General features: G+C 68.7%; 20 protein-coding genes and 2 tRNA genes. 16 read left to right on the top strand and 6 right to left on the bottom strand.

Going from position 1 to position 21,531, the window contains the following annotated elements:
- Positions 1–398 precede the first annotated feature (398 nt).
- The 6 genes from AB4850_RS17480 (at position 399) to AB4850_RS17455 (ending at position 7,837) form a co-directional block, all read left to right on the top strand.
- Positions 399–3,653 (top strand): Rne/Rng family ribonuclease, encoded by a 3,255-nt coding sequence (locus AB4850_RS17480; RefSeq protein WP_414444276.1) that lies wholly within the window; start codon positions 399–401, stop codon positions 3,651–3,653.
- A 202-nt stretch (positions 3,654–3,855) separates the two neighbouring features.
- Positions 3,856–4,968, top strand: coding sequence for a GTP 3',8-cyclase MoaA (gene moaA, locus AB4850_RS17475; protein ID WP_414444275.1), 1,113 nt, complete (start codon positions 3,856–3,858; stop codon positions 4,966–4,968).
- Positions 4,969–5,008: 40 nt separating this feature from the next.
- Positions 5,009–5,632 (top strand): molybdenum cofactor guanylyltransferase MobA, encoded by a 624-nt coding sequence (mobA, locus tag AB4850_RS17470; RefSeq protein ID WP_414444274.1) that lies wholly within the window; start codon positions 5,009–5,011, stop codon positions 5,630–5,632.
- A 97-nt stretch (positions 5,633–5,729) separates the two neighbouring features.
- Positions 5,730–7,019: a gephyrin-like molybdotransferase Glp gene (gene glp, locus AB4850_RS17465; RefSeq protein WP_414444273.1), complete on the top strand. Its 1,290-nt coding sequence runs from the start codon at positions 5,730–5,732 to the stop codon at positions 7,017–7,019.
- Positions 7,020–7,070: 51 nt separating this feature from the next.
- Positions 7,071–7,346, top strand: a complete 276-nt coding sequence (locus tag AB4850_RS17460; RefSeq protein WP_414444272.1) for a hypothetical protein — start codon at positions 7,071–7,073, stop codon at positions 7,344–7,346.
- Positions 7,347–7,402: 56 nt separating this feature from the next.
- On the top strand, positions 7,403–7,837 hold the full coding sequence (locus AB4850_RS17455) for an N-acetyltransferase family protein (protein WP_414445539.1): 435 nt from the start codon (positions 7,403–7,405) through the stop codon (positions 7,835–7,837).
- A gap of 39 nt (positions 7,838–7,876) precedes the next feature.
- Here AB4850_RS17455 and rmuC read toward each other — a convergent pair whose 3' ends face one another.
- The 5 genes from rmuC to pncB all read right to left on the bottom strand — a co-directional run bounded on the left by rmuC (position 7,877) and on the right by pncB (position 13,890).
- A complete protein-coding gene (gene rmuC / locus AB4850_RS17450) occupies positions 7,877–9,337 on the bottom strand; it encodes a DNA recombination protein RmuC (protein WP_414444271.1) in 1,461 nt (486 codons plus the stop codon).
- A complete protein-coding gene (locus AB4850_RS17445) occupies positions 9,334–10,323 on the bottom strand; it encodes a 2-hydroxyacid dehydrogenase (protein WP_414444270.1) in 990 nt (329 codons plus the stop codon). The genes rmuC and AB4850_RS17445 overlap by 4 nt, the downstream gene beginning before the upstream one ends.
- An 86-nt stretch (positions 10,324–10,409) precedes the next feature.
- Positions 10,410–11,786 (bottom strand): sodium:proton antiporter, encoded by a 1,377-nt coding sequence (locus tag AB4850_RS17440; RefSeq protein ID WP_414445538.1) that lies wholly within the window; start codon positions 11,784–11,786, stop codon positions 10,410–10,412.
- Positions 11,787–11,887: 101 nt separating this feature from the next.
- Positions 11,888–12,559, bottom strand: coding sequence for a LutC/YkgG family protein (locus AB4850_RS17435; RefSeq protein WP_414444269.1), 672 nt, complete (start codon positions 12,557–12,559; stop codon positions 11,888–11,890).
- A 131-nt stretch (positions 12,560–12,690) separates the two neighbouring features.
- Complete coding sequence (gene pncB / locus AB4850_RS17430) at positions 12,691–13,890, bottom strand: nicotinate phosphoribosyltransferase (RefSeq protein ID WP_414444268.1); 1,200 nt, start codon at positions 13,888–13,890, stop codon at positions 12,691–12,693.
- A gap of 319 nt (positions 13,891–14,209) precedes the next feature.
- Here pncB and fdxA point away from each other — a divergent pair, with 319 nt between their 5' ends.
- From fdxA to AB4850_RS17390, 8 genes are all read left to right on the top strand, one after another.
- Positions 14,210–14,533, top strand: a complete 324-nt coding sequence (gene fdxA / locus AB4850_RS17425; protein WP_206130446.1) for a ferredoxin FdxA — start codon at positions 14,210–14,212, stop codon at positions 14,531–14,533.
- Between the two features lie 117 nt (positions 14,534–14,650).
- Positions 14,651–14,726: transfer RNA gene (locus AB4850_RS17420), tRNA-Asn, on the top strand.
- 60 nt (positions 14,727–14,786) lie between these two features.
- Positions 14,787–14,862, top strand: a tRNA-Asn gene (locus AB4850_RS17415).
- 140 nt (positions 14,863–15,002) lie between these two features.
- Entirely contained in the window at positions 15,003–15,479 is a 477-nt protein-coding gene (locus AB4850_RS17410) for a CreA family protein (protein ID WP_414444267.1), read from the top strand.
- A gap of 25 nt (positions 15,480–15,504) precedes the next feature.
- A complete protein-coding gene (locus AB4850_RS17405) occupies positions 15,505–16,419 on the top strand; it encodes an AraC family transcriptional regulator (protein ID WP_414444266.1) in 915 nt (304 codons plus the stop codon).
- 48 nt (positions 16,420–16,467) lie between these two features.
- Positions 16,468–17,250, top strand: a complete 783-nt coding sequence (locus tag AB4850_RS17400) for an AzlC family ABC transporter permease (RefSeq protein WP_414444265.1) — start codon at positions 16,468–16,470, stop codon at positions 17,248–17,250.
- Entirely contained in the window at positions 17,247–17,585 is a 339-nt protein-coding gene (locus tag AB4850_RS17395) for an AzlD domain-containing protein (RefSeq protein WP_414444264.1), read from the top strand. Before AB4850_RS17400 ends, AB4850_RS17395 begins: the two co-directional genes overlap by 4 nt.
- A 294-nt stretch (positions 17,586–17,879) precedes the next feature.
- On the top strand, positions 17,880–18,668 hold the full coding sequence (locus AB4850_RS17390) for a DUF4088 family protein (RefSeq protein ID WP_414444263.1): 789 nt from the start codon (positions 17,880–17,882) through the stop codon (positions 18,666–18,668).
- 137 nt (positions 18,669–18,805) lie between these two features.
- On the opposite strand, the gene AB4850_RS17385 is transcribed toward AB4850_RS17390, so the two are convergent.
- Positions 18,806–19,192, bottom strand: coding sequence for a hypothetical protein (locus AB4850_RS17385; protein WP_414444262.1), 387 nt, complete (start codon positions 19,190–19,192; stop codon positions 18,806–18,808).
- Between the two features lie 387 nt (positions 19,193–19,579).
- On the opposite strand from AB4850_RS17385, the gene AB4850_RS17380 reads away from it, so the two are divergent.
- Together AB4850_RS17380 and AB4850_RS17375 are read left to right on the top strand one after the other, a co-directional pair.
- Entirely contained in the window at positions 19,580–19,798 is a 219-nt protein-coding gene (locus tag AB4850_RS17380) for an RNA-binding S4 domain-containing protein (protein WP_414444261.1), read from the top strand.
- Positions 19,799–19,930: 132 nt separating this feature from the next.
- Positions 19,931–21,322 (top strand): MATE family efflux transporter, encoded by a 1,392-nt coding sequence (locus tag AB4850_RS17375; RefSeq protein ID WP_414444260.1) that lies wholly within the window; start codon positions 19,931–19,933, stop codon positions 21,320–21,322.
- Positions 21,323–21,531 lie beyond the last annotated feature (209 nt).

Genomic DNA, 21,531 nt, shown 5'->3' with positions numbered 1-21,531 from the left:
TTCGCGAAGCGTGCGAAGCCGGCGACGTCAAACCAGGGTAGAACACCCCAGGCGGGAAAGTCGGGCTGGATTCGATACTCCCCGCTGCGGCCCGGCCGCAGCACATGCCGCCCAGCAGCGTCGCGCGCAACTTGCGCCGCGTACTGCGTGGCATTGCCCGGTTACAGGCTTAGCGCGCCGCATGGCGCGCGGAGTGGTCATCCGTGCTTTGAAGCCGCATTCGCAGGTGCCCCTGGCTGCCGGCCGGTCGTATCGGCCCGCGCCTGATCAGGCAATTCTCCCGCCATCGTTCCCGCTCCAGCGTGCTTGTGACAACACAACAAGGCGCGGCCTGTCTTCGCCCGCGTTCCGCCTGACAAGCGAAACGCGCCGCCGGCAGCGCCGCCTGGAGTCGTTCAATGAAACGCATGCTGTTCAATGCGACGCAGCAGGAAGAACTGCGCGTCGCCATCGTCGATGGGCAGAAGCTCATCGACATCGACATCGAAACCGCCGGCCGCGAACAGCGCAAAGGCAATATTTACAAGGGCGTGATCACGCGCATCGAGCCCTCGCTCGAAGCGTGCTTCGTCAACTACGGCGAAGATCGTCACGGCTTCCTGCCGTTCAAGGAAGTCGCGCGCCAGTACTTCCGCGACGGCGTCGACATGCGCTCCGCGCGCATCCAGGACGCCCTGCGCGAAGGCCAGGAACTGATCGTTCAGGTCGAGAAAGAAGAACGTGGCAACAAGGGCGCCGCCCTGACCACCTTCATCTCGCTGGCCGGCCGTTACCTCGTGCTGATGCCGAACAACCCGCGCGGCGGCGGCGTATCGCGCCGCATCGAGGGCGACGAGCGTCAGGAACTGCGCGAAACCATGGCGCAGCTCGAAATCCCCGAGGGGATGAGCATGATCGCCCGCACCGCGGGCATCGGCCGCAGCGCCGAAGAACTGCAGTGGGACCTGAACTACCTGCTGCAGCTCTGGCATGCGATCGAGGCAGCGTCGAAGAGCGGCCACAATGGCCAGCCGATGCTGATCTATCTCGAATCGAGCCTCGTGATTCGCGCGATCCGGGACTATTTCCAGCCCGATATCGGCGAAATCCTGATCGACACCAACGAAATCCATGACCAGGCCCGCGCCTTCATGGACATCGTGATGCCGGACAACGTCGGCAAGGTGAAGCGCTACCACGACGACGTCCCGCTGTTCTCGCGCTTCCAGATCGAACACCAGATCGAAACGGCGTACTCGCGCACGGTGCCGCTGCCCTCGGGCGGCGCGATCGTGATCGACCACACCGAAGCGCTGGTGGCGATCGACGTGAACTCGGCCCGCGCCACCAAGGGCGCGGACATCGAGGAAACGGCCACCCGCACCAACCTCGAAGCCGCCGACGAAGTGGCGCGCCAGTTGCGCCTGCGCGACCTCGGCGGCCTGATCGTGATCGATTTCATCGACATGGAATCGGCCAAGAGCCAGCGCGAAGTCGAGCAACGCCTGAAAGATGCGCTCAAGCACGACCGTGCGCGCGTGCAGATGGGCAAGATCTCGCGCTTCGGCCTGATGGAACTGTCGCGTCAGCGCCTGCGTCCGGCGCTGTCGGAAGGCAGCCATGTGACCTGCCCGCGCTGTAACGGCACCGGCCACATCCGCGATACGGAATCGTCGGCGCTGCAAGTGCTGCGGATCATCCAGGAAGAGGCGATGAAGGAGAACACCGCGGCGATCCATTGCCAGGTGCCCGTCGAGGTCACGGCCTTCCTGCTGAACGAAAAGCGTCAGGAAATCAACAAGATCGAGTCGCGCTTCAAGGTCGGCATCGTGCTGATCCCGAACAAGCACCTCGATACGCCGCACTACAAGCTCGAACGTCTGCGTCACGACGACGCTCGCCTCGACGACCCGCGCGCCTCGTGGAAGATGGCCGAGGAAGCGGCCCGCGAACTGGAATCGGAAACCGGTTACAGCAAGCGCGATACCGAAGCGAAGCCGAAGCAGGAAGCCGCCGTCAAGGGCATCACGCCGGCCAGCCCGGCGCCGAGCGCAGCACCGCAACGCGAAGCCGCCCCGGCTCCGGCTGCCGCCCCGGCTCCGGCCGCGATGGCCGCACCGGCCGGCGGTGGTTTCTTCGGCTGGATCAAGAGCCTGTTCGGCGCAGCACCGGCGGCGCCCGCTCCGGCACCGGAACCGGTCAAGGAAGCAGCGGCACCGGCCCGTCCGGCTCGCGAACGCGGCGAGAAGTCCGAGCGCGGTGAGCGTGGCGGCGATCGCAGCCGCAACGGCAACCGTCGTGGCCAGCAAGCCGGCACGCGAGACGCCCAGCCCGCCGTGACCGGCGGCCGTCAGCCGCAGCAACCGCGCGGCGAGCGCGAGGGCAAGGAAGCCCGCGAACCGCGCGAACAACGCGAGCCGCGTGAGGCCCGCGAAGGCCGTGGCAACCGCGAACCGCGCGAGGCACGTGAAGGTCGCGAAGGCCGTGAGGGTCGCGAAGTCCGCGAACCGCGCGAGCCGCGTGAACAACGCGAACCGCGTGAGGGCCGTGAAGCCCGTGAGCCGCGCGAAAATCGTGAACCGCGCGAACGCGCCGTGACGGCCGACGATGCAGCGGAAACGCCGCGTCAGGAACGTCGCGAACGTGGCGAGCGCGGTGAACGCCGCAAGGCCGTGCCGCACGCCGCCACGCTCGAAACCGTCAACCGCGGCGAAGCCCACGCCGAGACGGACGAGAACGCAGCGCAACTGGATGCATCGGGTGCGGACTTCGCCGCCGACGCCGAAGCCGGCGCACGCGACGGTGAAGAACGCCGCCGCCGCCGCCGCGGCCGTCGCGGTGGTCGTCGCGATCGTGAAGAAGGCGCAGCAGGCGCACAGGACGGCGTGGAAGGTTCGGAAAGCGCAGAGCAAGCCGAAGCCGGTCATGCCGAGCACGCACCGGTGGTGGCCGCCGTCGCAACCGTGACGGCCGCAACCGCCGCCGTGGCGGTCGAAGCCGTTGCCGCACACGCAGAAGCCGCACCGGCTCCGGCCGAAGCAGCAGCACCGGAAGCCCCGGCGCCGGCGATTTCGCCTGCCGCCGCGCTGGAAGCCGTCGCACCGGCCCCGGTCGTCGAAGCCGAACCGGCTCCGGAACCGGCGGTGCTGGCCACGCCGGCACCGGTCGAAGCCGCACCGGCCGCCGAGCCCATCCAGGCGGAACCGGCTCCGGCCTCCGCCGAACCGGTCACCGAAGCCCCGGCTCCGGTTGAAGCGCCCGCTGCCGAAGCCGCGCCGGTCATCGAAGCAGTTCCGGCCGCGGCCGAAGCACCGGCTGCAGTCGAACCGGCCGCGTCTCCCGCCGCCGCTCCGGCACCGGCTCCGGTGGAGGCCGCTCCGGTCGCCGCTGAACCGGCTCCGGCTCCGATCGCCGAAGTCGCGCCGCAAGTGCCCGCTGCCGTCGAAACGCAGCAACCGGCTCCGGCCGCCGCACCCGCAGCCGCCGTCGGCATCGAAGCCGCGCTGGACGCCGCCGGCCTGACCTGGGTGAACACGGATGCCGACAAGCTCCGTGCCGCGCAGGAAGCCGCATCGCGCATCGCCGCGCCGGTGCGCGCCCAGCGTGAACGCAAGGTGCTGCCGCCGGTCGATTCGGCGCCGATGCAGCAGGTCGAAACCCACACGCAACAATAAGTCGCACCGGGTTTCGCCCCCAAACCCGCCCTTCCGAGGGCGGGTTTTTTTATGCCCGCCGGATCACAGCGTTGACCGGCGGGGCCGTGCACCGCCGTCTGTGCTCTTTTTCTACGGGTTTCCGTGCGCCGGCCCGATCGGCGCGTTGCCGCTAAAATAGACGTCTGAACGTTCCCACGAATTCGCACCCGATTCATCCGCCATGTCCCGACGCATCATCCCGCTCATCGACGCCAGCAGCATCCCGGATCTGTCCGGCGCCCTGCTCGCTCCGAACGGCACGCTGCGCGATGCGCTCGCGCGGCCGCTGCGGGACCTGCGCATCTCGGTCACCGATCGCTGCAACTTCCGCTGCGTCTACTGCATGCCGCGCGACGTGTTCGACAAGGACTATCCGTTCCTGCCGCACAGCGCGCTGCTCTCGCTCGAGGAACTGGAACGCACGGCGCGCCTGTTCGTCGCGCACGGCGTGGAGAAAATCCGCATCACCGGCGGCGAGCCGCTGCTGCGCAAGAACCTCGAATTCCTGATCGAACGGCTCGCGCGAATGGAAACGGTGGACGGCCGTCCGCTCGACCTGACCCTGACGACCAACGGCTCGCTGCTGGCGCGCAAGGCACGCAGCCTGCGCGACGCCGGGCTGTCGCGCGTCACCGTCAGCCTCGACGCGCTCGACGACACGCTGTTCCGCCGCATGAACGATGCCGATTTCGCGAGCGCCGACGTGCTCGAAGGCATCTTCGCCGCGCAGGCGGCCGGGCTGGAGCCGGTCAAGGTCAACATGGTGGTCAAGCGCGGCACCAACGACGCCGAAATCCTGCCGATGGCGCGCCGCTTCCGGCACACCGGCGTGGTGCTGCGCTTCATCGAATACATGGACGTCGGCAGCTCGAACGGCTGGAACATGACCGATGTGCTGCCCTCGGCCGACGTGTTGAAACGCATCGACGCCGAATTCCCGCTCGTGCCGCTCGACGCCCACACGCCCGGTGAAACCGCCCAGCGCTGGGCCTACGCCGACGGCGGCGGCGAAATCGGCCTGATCTCGAGCGTGACGCGCGCATTTTGCGGCGATTGCACGCGCGCGCGCCTGTCGACCGAAGGCAAGCTGTACACGTGCCTGTTCGGCACCTCGGGCCACGACCTGCGCGGGCTGCTGCGCAACGGCGCGTCCGATGCGCAAATCTCCAGCGCCATCGCACGCATCTGGCACGCGCGCGACGACCGCTATTCGCAATTGCGCGGCACCAGCCAGGCCAAAGCGCCGGCCGAAGGCCATGCGCCGCGCGTCGAGATGTCGTATATCGGCGGCTGACCGCCGCTCCGCCACGCCCGTGCCGCCCTCCGATTCGTCCATGCCCCCGAGTGCCTCTCGGCACGCCGCGCTGACCGGCCTGCTGCTCGCAGGTGGCCAGGGTTCGCGCATGGGCGGCGTCGACAAGGGCCTGCAACCGCTGCACGGCGAACCGCTCGCGCAGCATGTGCTGCGCCGGCTCGCGCCGCAAACGGGTGCCTGCCTGATCAGCGCGAACCGCAACCCCGAGGTCTATCTCGCGCTCGGCCAGCCCTACGGCGCGCGCGTCGTCGCCGATGCCGCACCCGGCTTCGCGGGGCCGCTCGCCGGGCTGCTGGCCGGGCTGCGCGCCGCGCCAACGCCGCTGGTGCTGACGGCGCCGTGCGACACGCCGTATCTGCCGCTCGACCTGGCCGCGCGCCTGCTCGCCGCGCGCGAGGCGCACGCCGCCGAGATCGCCGTCGCCGTGTCGATCGACGCCGACGGCACGCGCCACGCGCAGCCGACCTTCGCACTGGTGCCCGCCGCGCTCGCCGACGACCTCGACGCCGCGCTGGCGGCCGGCGAGCGGCGCGTGCGCGCGTGGTACGCACGCCACACGGCCGTCGAAGTGCCATTTCACGACGAGCGCGCGTTTTACAATGCCAATTCTTTGCAGGAATTGACCCGCCTCGAGCGCGAATGACGCCGGCACGGCCATTCCGGCCCGCCGCACCCGCTGCCGCCGCAGCACGCCATCGCCCACCGGCGCGAACCGTCCGCCTCGCGGCGCCTCACCAGCCATGACCACGCATCCGTCGCCCGCCGCTCCGAACTCCGAAACCTTGTCCGTCGATGCCGCGCGCGCGCTTGCCCTGTGCCTTGCCGCGCCGGTCGAGGGCACGGAGCCGGTCGCGCTCGACGCTGCACTCGGCCGCGTGCTGGCCGAGGCGATCGCCTCGCCGCTCGACGTGCCGGCCTACGACAATTCGGCGATGGACGGCTATGCGTTCGACGGCGCGGCGCTCGTGGCCGCCGTGGCAAACGGCGGCGAACTGGCGCTGACGGTGGTCGGCACGGCGCTGGCCGGCCATCCGCATCCGGGTACGACGCCAGCCGGCGCCTGCGTCCGGATCATGACCGGCGCACCGATGCCGGCCGGCTGCGACACCGTGATTCCGCAGGAACGCGTCGACCCGAGCACACACGCCATTGCGCGCTTCGCGGCGAACGCCGTGGCGCGCGGCGCAAACTGCCGGCGCGCCGGCGAGGATCTCGCCCACGGCGCCATCGTGCTCGACGCCGGCCGCATCGTGCGCCCGGCCGACCTCGGCCTGCTGGCCTCGCTCGGCATCGATCGCGTGCTGGTGCGGCGGCGCTTGCGCGTGGCCTGCCTGTCGACCGGCGACGAATTGCGCGCACCGGGCGAGCCGCTCGGCGCGGGCGGACGTTACGACAGCAACCGCGCGATCCTGTTCGGCATGCTCGCCACGCTCGGCGTGGAAACGATCGACGGCGGCGTCGTCCGCGACGATCCGGCCGCGCTCGAAGCGGCGCTGCGCGACGCGGCCACGCGGGCCGACGTGGTCATCACCTCGGGTGGCGTGTCGGTGGGCGACGCCGATTTCACGCGAGACCTGCTCGGCAAGCTCGGCCACGTGCATTTCGCGAGCCTCGCGATGCGGCCCGGCCGGCCGCTCGCCTGCGGCCAGCTCGACGCCTGCGCACCGGGCGCTCGTGCCGCCCTGTTCTTCGGCCTGCCCGGCAACCCGGTAGCGGTCGCCGCCACGTTCCAGGTGATCGTGCGCGACGCGCTGCTGGCCTGCATGGGCGCGCAGCCGGAACCGGCCGCGCGCTACCCGGCCCGCACGCTCGACGCGATCGACACGCGCACGGGCCGCACCGATTTCCTGCGCGGCATCGCCACGCGCGACACCGACGGCCACTGGCAAGTCGCCCCGGCAGGCTCGCAAAGTTCGGCATCGCTGAAAGGCCTCAGCGACGCGAATTGCTTCATCGTGATCGGCGCGGCACACGCTCGCGTCGAAGCCGGCGAGACGGTCGAGATTCTGCCGTTCGCCGGTGCACTCTAAAATTCAATAATTCAATATTTCCGGCACTAGCACTTACGGGGCAACTCGACTATGAAAAAGCAAATTACCTCGATCGCGGCGGGGCAGACGGCCAAGGCGCTGATCCTCGTGTACCTGACGTTCAGCGTGCCGATCGTGCTGCTCGGCATTCTCGTCGCGTTCGTGCGTTACGGGTCGGTCGAGTTGAGCACGATCTTCAGCGCGCTGCTGCTGAACGCGATCATCGGCTTCGTGCTGCTGTGGATTGCCTGCCACGCCTACAACTGGGTGGCCTCGCGCTTCGGCGGCATCGAGATCGTGCTGTCCGACGTTCAGGAAGAAGCGTGAACACGACGGCCATCCGCGCCGCCCAACCCGGCGATGCCGCCGTGCTGGTCGCACTGATGCGCGAGTTGGCCGAGTTCGAATCATTGACGCATCTGTTCGTCGCGACCGAGGCCGATCTCGACGACGCACTGTTCGGGCCGGACCCGGCCGCGGGCGCGCTGGTCGCGACGCAAGATGGCGCCGTGGTGGGCTACGCACTGTATTTTCAGAACTATTCGACGTTCCTCGGCAAGCGCGGGCTGTATCTCGAAGATCTCTACGTGCAGCCGGCCTGCCGTGGCACCGGCATCGGCACGCGGTTGCTGCGCGCGCTGGCGGCCCTGGCGGTGGAGCGGCGCTACGGGCGCTTCGAATGGACCGTGCTCGACTGGAACCAGCCGGCCATCGATTTCTACGAACGGCTCGGCGCGACGGTACTGCCCGATTGGCGGGTGGTGCGCGTGACGGGCGAGCAGCTCGAAGCGCTGGCCAAGCCGGCCGACAACAACTGACACAAACACAAACGGCGCACCGCCCGGCGCGCCGTTTCATCACCCTTCCTCGTCCGGCCCCGCCTCACCGAGCAAGCCCGCGGCATCGTCGCCGGGCAAGGCCTCGACATCCTTGAGCTTGCGGCTCATCACGCGCGTGCGCTGCTCGGCCGACTCGATCGAGCGCGTCACCGTTTCGAGTTGCGCCTTGGTACGCGCCAGCACGTCGCCGAACTTGCCGAACTCGGTCTTGACCGCGCCCAGCACTTGCCACACCTCGCTCGAACGCTGCTCGATGGCCAGCGTGCGAAAACCCATCTGCAGGCTGTTGAGCAGTGCCGTCAGCGTGGTCGGCCCGGCAACCGTCACGCGATACTCGCGCTGCAGCAGATCGGTCAGCCCGGGGCGCCGCAGAACCTCGGCGTACAGCCCCTCGGTCGGCAGGAACAGCAGCGCGAAATCGGTGGTGTGCGGCGGCGAGACGTACTTCTCGGCGATGGTCTTGGCCTCGGCGCGAATCCGCATTTCGAGCGCGCGCGCCGCCTCCTCCACGGCCACGACATCGGCGCGCTCCTGCGCATCGATAAGCCGCTCGTAATCCTCGCGCGGGAATTTCGCGTCGATCGGCAGCCACACCGGCTGCGAATCGTGCTGCCTGCCGGGCAGGCGGATCGCGAATTCGACGCGCTCGCTGCGCTTGGGCACCGTCGCGACGTTCTTCGCGTACTGATCGGGCGTCAGCATCTGTTCGAGCAGCGCTTCGAGCTGCACCTCGCCCCAGGTGCCGCGCGTCTTGACGTTGGTCAGCACCTTCTTCAGATCGCCCACGCCGGCCGCCAGCGTCTGCATTTCGCCGAGCCCGCGATGCACCTGCTCCAGCCGCTCGGACACCAGCCGGAACGATTCGCCGAGCCGCTGTTCGAGCGTCGCGTGCAGTTTTTCGTCCACGGTGCGGCGCATCTCGTCGAGCTTCGCGGCGTTGTTCGCCTCGATGTCCTTCAGGCGCTGTTCGAGCGTGGCCCGCACTTCGCCGAGACGACGGTCGTTGGCCTCGGTCAGTTGCACGAGCTGCTGGTTCAGCACGGCGCCGAAATGGCGCAGCGCGGCGCCCTGCTCGTCGCGCGCCAGTTGCGCCTGCTGATGCAGGCCATCGCGCATCGTGTCGAACTGCTGCGTGTTGGCGGCCACCAGCTTCGCCAGTTGCTGCGCGAAGCCGTCGATCTGCTGATTCTGCACGGTGGCCACGCTCGTCATCTGTGCGGCGAGCATCTGCTGGAGCTGCGCGAAGCTGCCCGACAACTCGGTGCGCGCGCCGCGCGAGCTTTCGGTGATCTCGCCGCGCAGCGCGCGTTCGAGCCGCTCGGTGGCGCGAGCCTGCTCGTCCTGCACGTCGTCGAGCCGCTCGCCGAGCCAGCCGATGCCGTCGCCGGCGCGGCCCGAGCCACGCCAGAGCACCACCAGCGCGATCGCGAGCGCCACCGCCAGCACGACGATCGCGCCAAGCAACAACGGCATCGTCATGCGCGTGCCTTGCCGAGCACGTCGGGATTCACGGGATTGGGCGGCCGCCCCGCGCGCGGGCCGACGCCGAGACCCGCGATCAGGTTGTCGGCCGCGAGGTTCGCCATCGCGCGGCGCGTCGCCTCGGTGGCGCTCGCGATATGCGGCGTAATGACGATGTTCGGCACCTCGAGCAGCGCCGGGTTCACGCTCGGCTCGCCCTCGAACACGTCGAGGCCGGCCGCCGCGATGCGGCGCTCGCGCAGCGCCACGGCCAGCGCCGCGTCGTCGACGATGCCGCCGCGCGCGATATTGGTCAGCGTGGCGGTGGGCTTCATCAACGCCAGTTCGGCTGCGCCGATCGTGTGATGGCTTTCCTTCGTATACGGCAGCACCAGCACGACGTGATCGGCCTGGCGCAGCAGCGCTTCCTTCGAGAGATATTCGGCGTTCAGGTCGGCCTCGATCTCGGGCGCGACGCGCGAACGGTTGTGATACACCACGCGCATGTTGAAGCCGCGCGCGCGGCGCGCGAGCGCCTGGCCGATGCGGCCCATGCCGACCACGCCGAGCGTCGCGCCATGCAGGTCCGCGCCGAGGAAACTGTCGAACGACCATTTCTCCCACTTGCCGGCGCGCAGCCAGTGCTCCGATTCGGCGATACGGCGCGCGGCCGCCATCATCAGCGCCCAGCCGAAATCGGCGGTGCTCTCGTTGAGCACGTCGGGCGTGTTGGTGCCGAGCACGTTTGCCGCGTTGAACGCCGCGATGTCGAAGTTGTTGTAGCCAACCGCCATGTTCGATACGACGCGCAGCTTGGGTGCGGCGGCCAGCGCAGCGGCGCCGATCGGGTCGCCGGCCGTCAGCGCACCGTCCTTGTCGGCGAGCCGCGCATGGAGCGCGTCGGGCGAGAGGGCGTCGCCGTTGTTCCAGTCCACCTCGAAATGCTGCTTCAGACGCTCGATCACATCCGGAAAGATCGGACGCGCCACCAGGATTTTCTGCATTGCCTGCCTCCGTCAAATGCGCGCGGCCGGCTTCGCACGACTGCGCCGCCGGGCCGCCCGCCAAACCGCGTTGAAATCCGCCCTGCTCAGGCGGAGAAGAAGAGCCATGTGGTCAGCGCGAACACCGGCACGAGAATGCCGAACGACCAGCCCAGGTAGGCGAAGAAGCTCGGCATGCGAACCCCGCGCGATTCGGCGATCGCCTTCACCATGAAGTTCGGCGCATTGCCGATATAGCTGTTCGCACCCATGAAGACCGCGCCGGCCGAGATCGCCGCGAGCGAGGCAGCGCCCGTGGTCATCAGCGTCGACGCATCGCCGCCGGCGAGGTTGAAGAATACGAGGTAGGTCGGCGCGTTGTCGAGGAACGAGGACAGCAAACCGGTGGCCCAGAACAGCATCGGCACGATCGGCTCGCCGTGCGCGTCCGTCACCAGATGCACGATCGAGGCGAACGCGCCGCCCGCGCCCGCGCGCAGGATCACGATGACCGGCGCGATCGTCACGAAGATGCCGGCAAACAGCTTGGCCACCTCCTCGATCGGCGCCCAGTCGAACGCGTTGCCTTCACGCGCCGCGCGCGGCGTCAGCGCCAGCGAAAGCAGCGCAACAGCGATCAGCGCCACGTCGCGCACGGCGTTCTGCAACGCCACGTGCGTGCCGAACACGTCGAACACGATCCCCGGCTTCCAGATGCCGCTCATCAGCACCAGCGCGACGATCACGGCCAGCAGCACGAAGTTGAACGTGCCCTCGATACGGATCGGCACCGGCGCGACGCCGGCGGGCTTATCGCCACGGCCACCGTCGCCGTCGCGCCGGAAACGCCAGCTATCGAGCCCATGAAAGACCGCCAGCAGCACGCCGCAGATGAACAGCGTGGGCAGCGCGAGATGGATCGTGGTCCAGAAGAAATCGACGCCGTTCAGGAAGCCGAGAAACAGCGGCGGATCGCCGAGCGGCGACAGCGCGCCGCCCGCGTTCGCCACGAGGAAGATGAAGAACACCACGACGTGCACCACGCGCGGCCGCGCGGCATTGGCGCGCAGCAACGGCCGGATCAGCAGCATCGCGGCGCCGGTGGTGCCCATCAGGCTCGCGAGCAGCGCGCCGAGCGCGAGCAGCCCGGTATTGCGCGCGGGCGAGGCGTGCAGATCGCCGTGCACGCAAATGCCGCCCGCTACCGTATAGAGCGTGGTCAGCAGCACGATGAACGGGATGTATTCCTCGAGCAGCGCATGCACCAGCGTGCCGAACGCCACGCCCGCGCCGAACACGGCCGCGAACGGCACGAGAAACGCGAGCGCCCAGGCCGCGGCGATCTTGCCGAAATGGTGATGCCAGAACAACGGCGCGACGAGCGGGAACACCGCGATCGACAGCAGCATGCCGGCGAACGGCAGGCCCCACAGCGCCGACAGCGTGGCGCCATCGAGCGTGGCGGCAGAGGCCGGCAGTGGCATCAGCGCCAGCACGGCCAGCACCGGCACGCACGCGGCGAACGGTACGCGCGGCAAACGCAGCGCGCCATGCAGCGGCGAAAAAAAAGAACGGGCGGCGCGGCTCATGCGCCGCCCACGATGATCGCGTGGACGCGGTACGGACCATGCGCGCCGAGCACGATGGTCTGCTCGATATCGCCGGTGCGCGACGGCCCTGACACGATATTCACGGCGCGCGGCAACTCGCCGTGTTCGGCGCGGATCAGCGCGAACGCTTCCTCGTGCCCGGCCACGATGCGCGAGGCGGGCACCACCACGAGATGGGTTTCCGGCAGCAGCGCGGCCGATGCGTAGGTGTCCGGCCCGGACAGCAGCACCAGCGAGCCGGTTTCGGCCGTCGCGCAGAAACAGCCCGTGATGCCGACCAGATCGCCGTCGCGCGGCTTGCGGCATTCGATGTCGAGGCCGGCCGCGCGCCAATCGAGTTCGGCGAGCGTGCGCCAGGCGATCGCCTGCGTGGGCAAGGCGTGTTCGGCGAGATAGCGCGCGGCGGCGGCCGGCACGTCGGCCAGCGTATCGACGGCTTCGACCGTGGTGGCCATGCGCACGGCTTCCTCGGTGAAGCGTGCGACGAGCGCGTCGGGATCGGTGGGCATCGGCGGGCGCGGGCCGGCCGGATGGCGCGCCAGGTAATCGGCGGCCTGTTCGTGCTCGTGCGCCTCGGCTTCGGCCGGGCGCCCCTGGGCCGCGCGGATGCGCGCGAAGATCTTGCGGCGGGCAGCCGACGTGTCCATGTGCGGTCCTCGTGAACGTGGCGGTGGGATCGCGCTCGATTATAACGGCCGGCGCCGGCGCGACGGCCCGCCACCGGCCGTTCGGACAGGCCCCGGCAGCGCGCCCGGGGGGCGCGTGCCGGCTCGCGGCCTTATTTGCCCGCGCTGTCCTCGTCCGGCTGGGCGATGCCGAACACCTGGCGCAGATAGGCCAGATAGTTCTTGTCGTCGCACATGCTCTTACCCGGCGAATCGGACAGCTTGGCGACCGGTTGGCCGTTGCAGCGAACCATCTTGATGACGATCTGCAGCGGCCGGTAGCCGAGGTCGTTGGTCAGGTTGGTGCCGACGCCGAACGCGAGCCTGCAGCGGTCGCGGAAGCGCTCGTAAAGCTGCAGCACCTTCGGGATGTCGAGCGCGTCGGAGAACACCAGCACCTTGGTGCGCGGATCGCAGCGGTTCGACTCGTAGTGGCGGATCATGCGCTCGCCCCACTCGAACGGATCGCCGGAATCGTGGCGCGCGCCGTCGAACAGCTTGCAGAAGTACATGTCGAAATCGCGCAGGAACGCATCCATGCCGTACACGTCGGACAGCGCGATGCCGAGGTCGCCGCGATATTCCTTGGCCCACATCTCGAGCCCGTAGATCTGCGAATCGCGCAGCCGCGGGCCGAGCGCCTGGCAGGCCTGCAGGTATTCATGCGCCATCGTGCCGAGCGGCGTGATGCCGTGCTTCTTTGCGTAATACACGTTGCTGGTGCCGGCGAACTGCGCACCGAGCCCATCGCGCAGCGTCATCGCCACTTCCTCGTGCCACACCTTCGAGAAGCGGCGGCGCGTGCCGTAATCGGCAATCTTGCATTCGGAGAATTCGGGCTTCGCGCCGAGCAGGGTGATCTTGTCGCGCAGGCGATCGCGGCCCTCGCCGTAATCGGGCTCGGTCTGCGTGTTGCGGAAGTACACCTCGTTGACGATCGCCAGCACCGGGATCTCGAACAGGATCGCGTGCAGCCACGGGCCGCGAATCACGATGTCGATCTCGCCGTTGGCCTTCGGCGACGGCGAAATCTCGATGTATTTTTCGTTGAGATGGAACAGCGCGAGGAACTCGACGAAATCGCCCTTGATGAAGCGCATCTCGCGCAGGTAATCGAGTTCGGCCTCGGTGAAACGCAGATGGCACAGGCCGCGCACTTCGTCGCGAATCTCGTCGATATACGGCACCAGATCGATGCCGGGATTGCGGCACCGGAACCGGTATTCGACGTTGGCGGCCGGGAAGTGATGCAGCACCACCTGCATCATCGTGAACTTGTACAGATCGGTGTCGAGCAGCGAAGTAATGATCATGATTCGAGACTGCCTAGAAAGACTGCCTAACGCGCGAAGACCGCCGCGCACGACCCCGGCCGCGAGGAAGCGCCGGAACCGGAACGAGCCGCAGCGTTTCCACGCGAGCGCCCTGCCCGGACATGCCTGCCGCATGTTACCCGAATGCGCGCCAGACCATCCCCGTCGCGGCGACTCGCCCCCACGCCATAAACTAATCACGAAACGGTATAAGGCAGGGCCGGAGCGGCTGGATAAGGGTTTTCCGCTTCAGTTACAATGCCGCATTTGGCGCAAAGCCTACCCCCACACATATCATCGCCAAGCAGGAGCGTTTTGAATGACTCACGTTGTGACCGAAGGCTGCATCAAGTGCAAATACACGGATTGCGTCGATGTGTGCCCGGTGGATTGCTTCCGTGAAGGTCCCAATTTTCTCGCGATCGATCCGGACGAATGCATCGACTGCGCCGTGTGCGTGGCCGAATGCCCGACCAATGCGATCTACGCAGAGGAAGACGTTCCCGGCGACCAGCAGCAATACACGCCGCTGAATGCCGAACTGGCCAAGCTGTGGCCGTCGATCACCAAGACGAAGCCCGCCCCCGGCGACGCCGACGAGTGGAAGGACGTGCAGGACAAACTGCACCTGCTCGAGCGCTGATCTCGCCATGCTGCGCCCGTCCGCGGCGCAGCCTCGCATCCGGGTTTCCGGAAATTTCGCGCAGGGGCTTGACACGTTTTCGTTAGCCTCATAGAATCTCGGTTCTCTGCTGTTTGTTCCCCGATAGCTCAGTCGGTAGAGCGCCGGACTGTTAATCCGTAGGTCCCTGGTTCGAGCCCAGGTCGGGGAGCCAAAAATGCTTGGCGCGCTGGTTTCAGCGAGCCCGCACTGAACAAACGCAGTACCGATTTATTCCCCGATAGCTCAGTCGGTAGAGCGCCGGACTGTTAATCCGTAGGTCCCTGGTTCGAGCCCAGGTCGGGGAGCCAAACAGCGAAAAGGCCCGTCTCACGACGGGCCTTTTTGTTTTTCCGCCCCCCTCGCCGTTTTCGCATCGTTGCCCGCGCGAAAACCCGGCAGCGCGCCGTGCTAGAGTCGAATTCCTTTCGCATTCCTGCCCGCCCCGCCCATGATCCACCATCGCCTTGCCGCCGCGACCTGCCTCGCCGTCTCGTTGCTTCCGTTCGCCGCCGGCGCCGAGGAAGTCGCCAGCGTCAACACGAACTTCCGCGTCACCGGCTCCGATCGCGTGGTGGTCGAAGCCTACGACGACCCGCTCGTGCAGGGCGTGACCTGCTATGTATCGCGGGCGCGCACCGGCGGCATCAAGGGCAGCCTCGGCCTGGCCGAGGACCCGAGCGAGGCGTCGATCGCCTGCCGCCAGGTCGCGCCGATCCGCTTCACGCAGCCGCTCAAGCAGCAGACCGACGTGTTCAGCGAACGCATGTCGTTCATCTTCAAGACCCTGCACGTGGTGCGCGTGGTCGACAAGAAGCGCAACACGCTGGTGTACCTCACCTACAGCGATCGCGTGGTGTCGGGCAGCGCGAAGAACAGCGTCACGGCCGTGCCGGTGCCCGACACCACGCCGATCCCGCTCAAGTAATACCGCCCGTTCCCGTCGCCACGCCATGCGCTCCGCCCGTCTCGTCGATGCCGCCCGCTACTGGCGCACGCCGTTGCTGCCGGAGGCCGATCTCGTCACCGCCACCTATCGCGAGCACACTTTCGCGCCGCACTGGCATGACGCGTACACGGTGCCGGTGATCGAAACCGGCGCCGAGCACTACCGCTATCGCGGCAGCCTGCGGATCGCCGATACCGGCTCGATGCCGATCATCCACCCGGGCGAGGTGCATACCGGTTCGCGCGCGACCGAGGACGGCTGGCGCTATCGCGTGTCCTACGTGCCGATCGATTACCTGCGCGCGCTGGCCGACGAAATCGCCGGATCGCCGCAACCGGTGCCGTGGTTCCCCGACGACGCGCTGCACGATCCCGACTGCGCGCGCCGCCTGCTGCTCGCGCATCGTCTGCTCGAAGCGGACGGCATCGATATCGCGCCGGCCCACGACGATCCCCCGCCGCCGCCCGGCCCGCTCGCCGCCCCACCGCTGCCGCGCGGCCTGGTCGAACCGCTCGCGGCCGAAACGGCGCTGCTCGACGCGCTCTCCACGCTGCTCGTGCGGCATGCGCTCGGCCGTCCGCGCGCCGGCGTGCCCGCCGCCGACGAACCCCGCGTCGCGCGCATGCGCGAACGGCTCGCCGCCGATCTGACCATGCCCGTCACGCTGGCCGAAATGGCCGAGGCGGCCGGGCTGTCGCCGTTCCATGCGGCGCGGCTGTTCGCGCGCGCGACCGGCATGGCGCCGCACGCGTGGCGCAATCAGTTGCGCCTGCAACGCTCGCTCGCACCGCTGCGCGCGGGCCTGGCCGTGGCCGACGTGGCGGCCGCCAGCGGGTTCGTCGATCAGAGCCATTTCACGCGCCACTTCAAACGGATGTTCGGCGTGCCGCCGGGCCGCTGGCAAAGCGCGAAGAAGTAGGTCCACCGCCGCGCAAGAACGTACAAGCCTGCCTGATGCCGCTTCGCTATGCTCGGCGTTCAGGAGGACTCACCGTTGAACCCGTCTCACCCCAATCCATCCCTCACGCAGCGCCCGCTGCGCGAATTCGCCGACGGCGCGCGCGATACGTTTCCGATGATGGTCGGCGCCGCGCCGTTCGGCGTGATCTTCGGCACGCTCGTCACGGCCGGCCCGCTGGCCTGGTGGCACGGCGAGCTGATGTCGCTGATCGTGTTCGCCGGCTCGGCGCAATTCATCGCGATCGGCCTGCTGGCCGGCGGCGCCGGCGCGCTGGTGGTAATCGCCACCACGCTGATCGTCAACCTGCGCCATCTGCTCTACTCGGCCACGCTCGCGCCGTATGTGGCGCATCTGCCGCTGCGCTGGCGCGCCACGCTCGGCGCGCTGATGACCGACGAGGTGTTCGCGGTGGCCTACGCGCGCTACCGCCACACGCGGCCCGGCGAAATGGGGCCGCACTATTTCCTAGGCTCCGGCGTCGCGATGTACGTGAACTGGCAGATCTGGACCGTGGTCGGGCTGCTGTTCGGCGCGGCGTTCCCAGGCCTGCAGGCGCTCGGGCTCGATTTCGCGATGGCCGCCACGTTCATCGCGATCGTGGTGCCGCAACTGGCCGCGTTCCGCTATCTGGCCGCGGCGGCCACGGCCGGCGTGATCGCCCAGCTTTGCCATGCGCTGCCGTACAAGCTGAACCTGCTGGCCGCCGTGGTGGCGGGCGTGACGGTGGGCGTCGCGCTGTCGCTGCGCGATCACGTGCGCGCGCGCCGTTGCTCGGAGGCCGCCTCGTGAGCTACGTCCTTATTTTGCTCGGCATGGCCGCCGTCACCTACGCGATCCGCACGACGCTGTTCCTGTTCGGCGAACGGCTCGTGTTCCCGCCGCTGGTGCGCACCGCGCTCGGCTTCGTGCCCGTCACGGTGCTGACGGCGATCATCGTGCCGATGACGGTCGCGCCGCACGGCGGCGGCGTCGAGTTCAGCCTGCGCAATCCGCAACTGGTGGGCGGCCTGGCGGCGGTGATCGTCTCGGCCGCCACGCGCCGGCCGCTCTTGACGATCGCCGTCGGGCTGGCGGTGTTCTTCGCCTGGCAAGGCGTGGTGATGCCGCGCTGGCTGCCGGCCTGAATCGGGCCAAGCGCGCCGAACTCAATCAGCGGATTCGTCGCTGAATCGCCGCCGGACTCGCCCGGATCGGCGCGGGCCGAACCGGGCAGAGTCGAGCGGAGCCGGATCAGACGGACCGAGCCCGGCCGGCGCGCCCAGGCCCTCAAGTTTCTTTCGCACGCGCCGATAAGAGAGGAAAACCCTCCTGGCGCCAATCGCGACGGAGCCGGCCGGCATCAGCCACGGCCGGCCGATGCGGGCGGCGCATGCCGGCAGCGTGGTCGACGCCGGCAGCCACCGCGTTCCGAGAAATTCATGGGTCATATCACGCTGTCGATCAAGGACGACACCATCACGTCGCTGCGCAAGGATTTCGATGCGTTCGTGCGTGTCTCGCTGAAGCTCGATCCGCAGTTCGCGACGCCCTCGTTCGAGGATTTCCTGCGCGCCAAGCTGCTCGACAACATGGTGCCGCTCACCGAGCACGCCGTGCAGCGCATGTTGCAGGGCGGCCAGTACGCCTGGGCCAAGCGCACGCTCGACAAGGAATTCCCGAACGTGGTCGAGATCCTGATGCGTCAGGCGGAAACGTTCGGCTTCGGCTTTGCCTCGCGCAGCGAATGGACTCCCGACGAACTGCTGAAGGCCTGCCATGACTGGGCCGCCGCGATCGTCACGGAAGCGCAGGGCGACGCCTCGCTGGTCGATCCGCTGGCCGCGCAGATCAAATCGGCCGTGCACGATATCCAGACGCTCGAGGAGCGCATGCAGACGCCGGCCTGGCGGCTGGCCGAATCGCTGCGCCAGCGCGTCTACGAAGCCAAGCTGGCCTGCGAGATGAGCGTGGGCAGCACGGCGCGCGAGAAGCTCGGCGAGCTGCGCGGCCTGCTGCGGCTCGGGCTGTCGCACGGCTCGTTCCAGAAACAGGAAGCGCAGCAGATCATGGAATACCTGCGTCTGCTGAAACCGGAAATCTTCGTCGAGGAACCGCACGACGTGTTCACGCGGCTCGCCGCCTGGCTGCGCAGCATCTTCATGGTGCCCACGCCGGCCAGGACCGCGCAGCAGAACCCGGCAGCACGGCCGCCGCAGCAGCGTCAATAACGCGGTACGCCGCGCCTGCCCTGGCGTGGCATAAAAACGGGCCGAACCCCGCGCGAAGCGAGGTTCGGCCCGTTGCCGTTTTCAAGCCCTGAGCGGCAAAGGCGGATCGGCGTCGCGCCCGTTGCCGCCTGCATCGCTTACTGCGACTGGCCCGAACCCGGCGTACCGTTGCCGGCCGGCGACATGCCGCTCGTATTGCCGTTCACGGCATCGCCCGCCTTCGAGTTCGCGCCATGCGCCGAGCTGTTCGCGCGCGTCTTGGCGTGATGCGACTTCATCGTGTGCTTGGCGCCCGGCGCGCTCATCGCGCCGCTGTTGGCCGGCGTGCCGTTGCCCGGTGCGGTCGGTGCGGCGTCGTTGCCGCCGGTGCCGCCCGACTGGCCGCCCGCGCCGGCGGCACCGCCGCCGCCACCGCCAGCACCGCCGCCCGCGCCACCACCGGCCTGGGCCATCGCGGATGTTGCCGCGAACACGGTCGTCGTCACCAGCGCGGCGCTCATCAGCATTTTGCGAATCGTGGTCATAGCATTCCTCCTCGGGGAATTGGCCGGCACGGCCTTCGAAACGGGCCGCGCCGCCCCGCCGCGACATGCGGCAGTTGGTAGACAGACCGGCCCGTGCCGCGGCCGGTTCGCCGGAAACGCCGACTGTTACCCAAGCTTGCATTTGCTGACGGTTGGCATACATCCACTTACATGGGCCATCCGCCGGCGCCTCGGGATCGGGATCTTCGCTTCCGGTCCCGTTTCCTGACGCAGCGAACGTTCCCGTTCCGCGCCCACACCGGCCGAACCCGCTCCAGCCCGCCAATCCGGCGGTTTCGCGCGCCGCGCTCGCCCCCGGCCGCGCGCTGGCTTATGATGCGAGCCTTGCTTTTTTACACATGGCGCGCCGTTCGCGCGCATCGCCCCATGCCCAACCTCGATTTCACGCTGACCGGCGATTACGTCGAACTGCACAACCTGCTCAAGATCTCCGGCGTGGCCGACAGCGGCGGCTCCGCGAAGGTGCTGGTCGCCTCGGGCGCCGTCAAGGTGGACGGTGCGACCGAGCTGCGCAAGACCTGCAAGATCCGCGCGGGCCAGGTGGTGCTGTTCGAAGACACGCGGATCGCCGTCCACGGCGCCTGAGCGCCGACGCGGGTGCCCGAGCGGCGCCCGCCACTGCCCGGCATGTCGATTCGACAGCCGTGCAGGAAAACCGTAAGCTTGCCGTCTCACTACAACAACCGAGAGCGCGGGCCTGTCTTCCCGCGGCCCTTCATGTCGCTTCCCGGCCTCCCGCGCGCGGCCCACGCGCCGCCGCCTTCCTTTTCCCGTCACGCCGCCGACACCGCCCGTCTCGCCGCGCCGCTCGCGATCGCCCAGTTGTCGCAGATGGCGATGAGCGTGACCGACACCGTCCTGCTCGGCTCGCTCGGCCCCGACGCACTCGCGGCCGGCGGCCTCGGCGCAACGCTGTTCTTCGTCGTGGTCACGGTGCTGCAGGGCGTGCTGACCTCGGTCAGCGTCAGCGTCGCCCACGCGCGCGGCGCACAGAACGACGACCGCATCCCGCACATCTACTGGACAGGCGTGGCGCTGTCGCTGCTGCTGGCGGTGCCGGCCATCGTCGTGCTGCTGTTCGCCGAACCGTTGCTGCTGATGTTCCACGAGCCGGCCGAGCTGGCGCGCAACATCGGCGAATACTGCCGCGTGCTGTGCTTCGCCGCGCCCGGCAGCCTGATCGGCGTGGGCCTGATGCGCGCGTTCCTGCCGGCGATCGGCGCGGCGCGCCGGCTGCTGTGGGTGTCGATCGCGAGCGTGGGCGTGAACGCGGTGCTGAACTACGGCCTGATCCACGGTGCATTCGGCCTGCCGCGCCTCGGCTTTCTCGGCTCGGCGGTGGCCACCACGCTGTCGATCTGGCTGACCGCCATCGCGCTGGTCCTGCTGCTGCACGGCCGCCCGGCGTTCCGCCATTTCGTGGCGGCGTCGCGACCGAAGCTGCCGCTGATGGGCGAGCTGGTCAGCGTCGGCTGGCCGGTCGCGATCACCTACGGGGTCGAATCGACGTTGTTCCTCGCCACCGGCCTGACCATCGGCGTGCTCGGCGAATCGTCGCTGGCGGCGCACCAGATCGCGCTGAACGTGGCCTCGGTCATGTTCATGGTGCCGCTGGCGATCGGCCAGGCGGCCAACGTGCGGGTGGGCTACTGGATGGGCGCGGGCGCGCCGCTGGCGGCACGGCACGCGGGCTTCGCCGCGATCGGGCTGGGCGTGGCGTTCATGTCGCTGTCGGGGCTGTTGCTGATCGCCGCGCCGCACGCGATCGTCGGGCTGTACCTGGATCTGGGCGATCCGAAGAACGCCGGCACCGTCGCGCTGGCCACGCAGTTGCTCGCGATCGCCGCCCTGTTCCAGATCGTCGACGGCATGCAGACGGTCGGCTCGGGCTGCCTGCGCGGCCTGAAGGACACGCGCATCCCGATGATCGTCGCGACGCTCGGCTACTGGGGCGTCGGCTTTCCGGTCGGCTACTGGTTCGCGTTCCACGTCGGGCTCGGCGCGCGCGGGCTGTGGTGGGGGCTGGCGGCGGGGCTCGCGAGCGTCGCCGTGCTGATGACCTGGCGCTTCCACAGCAAGACCCGCGCGGCGCGCGGCAGCGCGCACTGACCGTTCGGCAGCCGGCCGCGCACGCCACGACGGCGCGCGGGCCGGTTGCCTGCTCCCCCGGGTTTTACGCCTGCGCCCCCCGCGCCGATACCCGCACGCGCGCCCGTCCCATTGCCCGCCGCGCCGCCAGCCGACGTAAAATCGCGCCCGGCGCTATGCTTGTCGCCTCTGGACGCCGTCATGAGAACGGTGCCCGTCCCCACCTACGC

The sequence above is a fragment of the Burkholderia sp. 22PA0106 genome (assembly GCF_047497155.1).
Taxonomy (GTDB): Bacteria; Pseudomonadota; Gammaproteobacteria; order Burkholderiales; family Burkholderiaceae; genus Burkholderia.
Note: the sequence above shows the minus strand (reverse complement) of the source record. Positions and strands in the feature narration are given on the sequence as shown.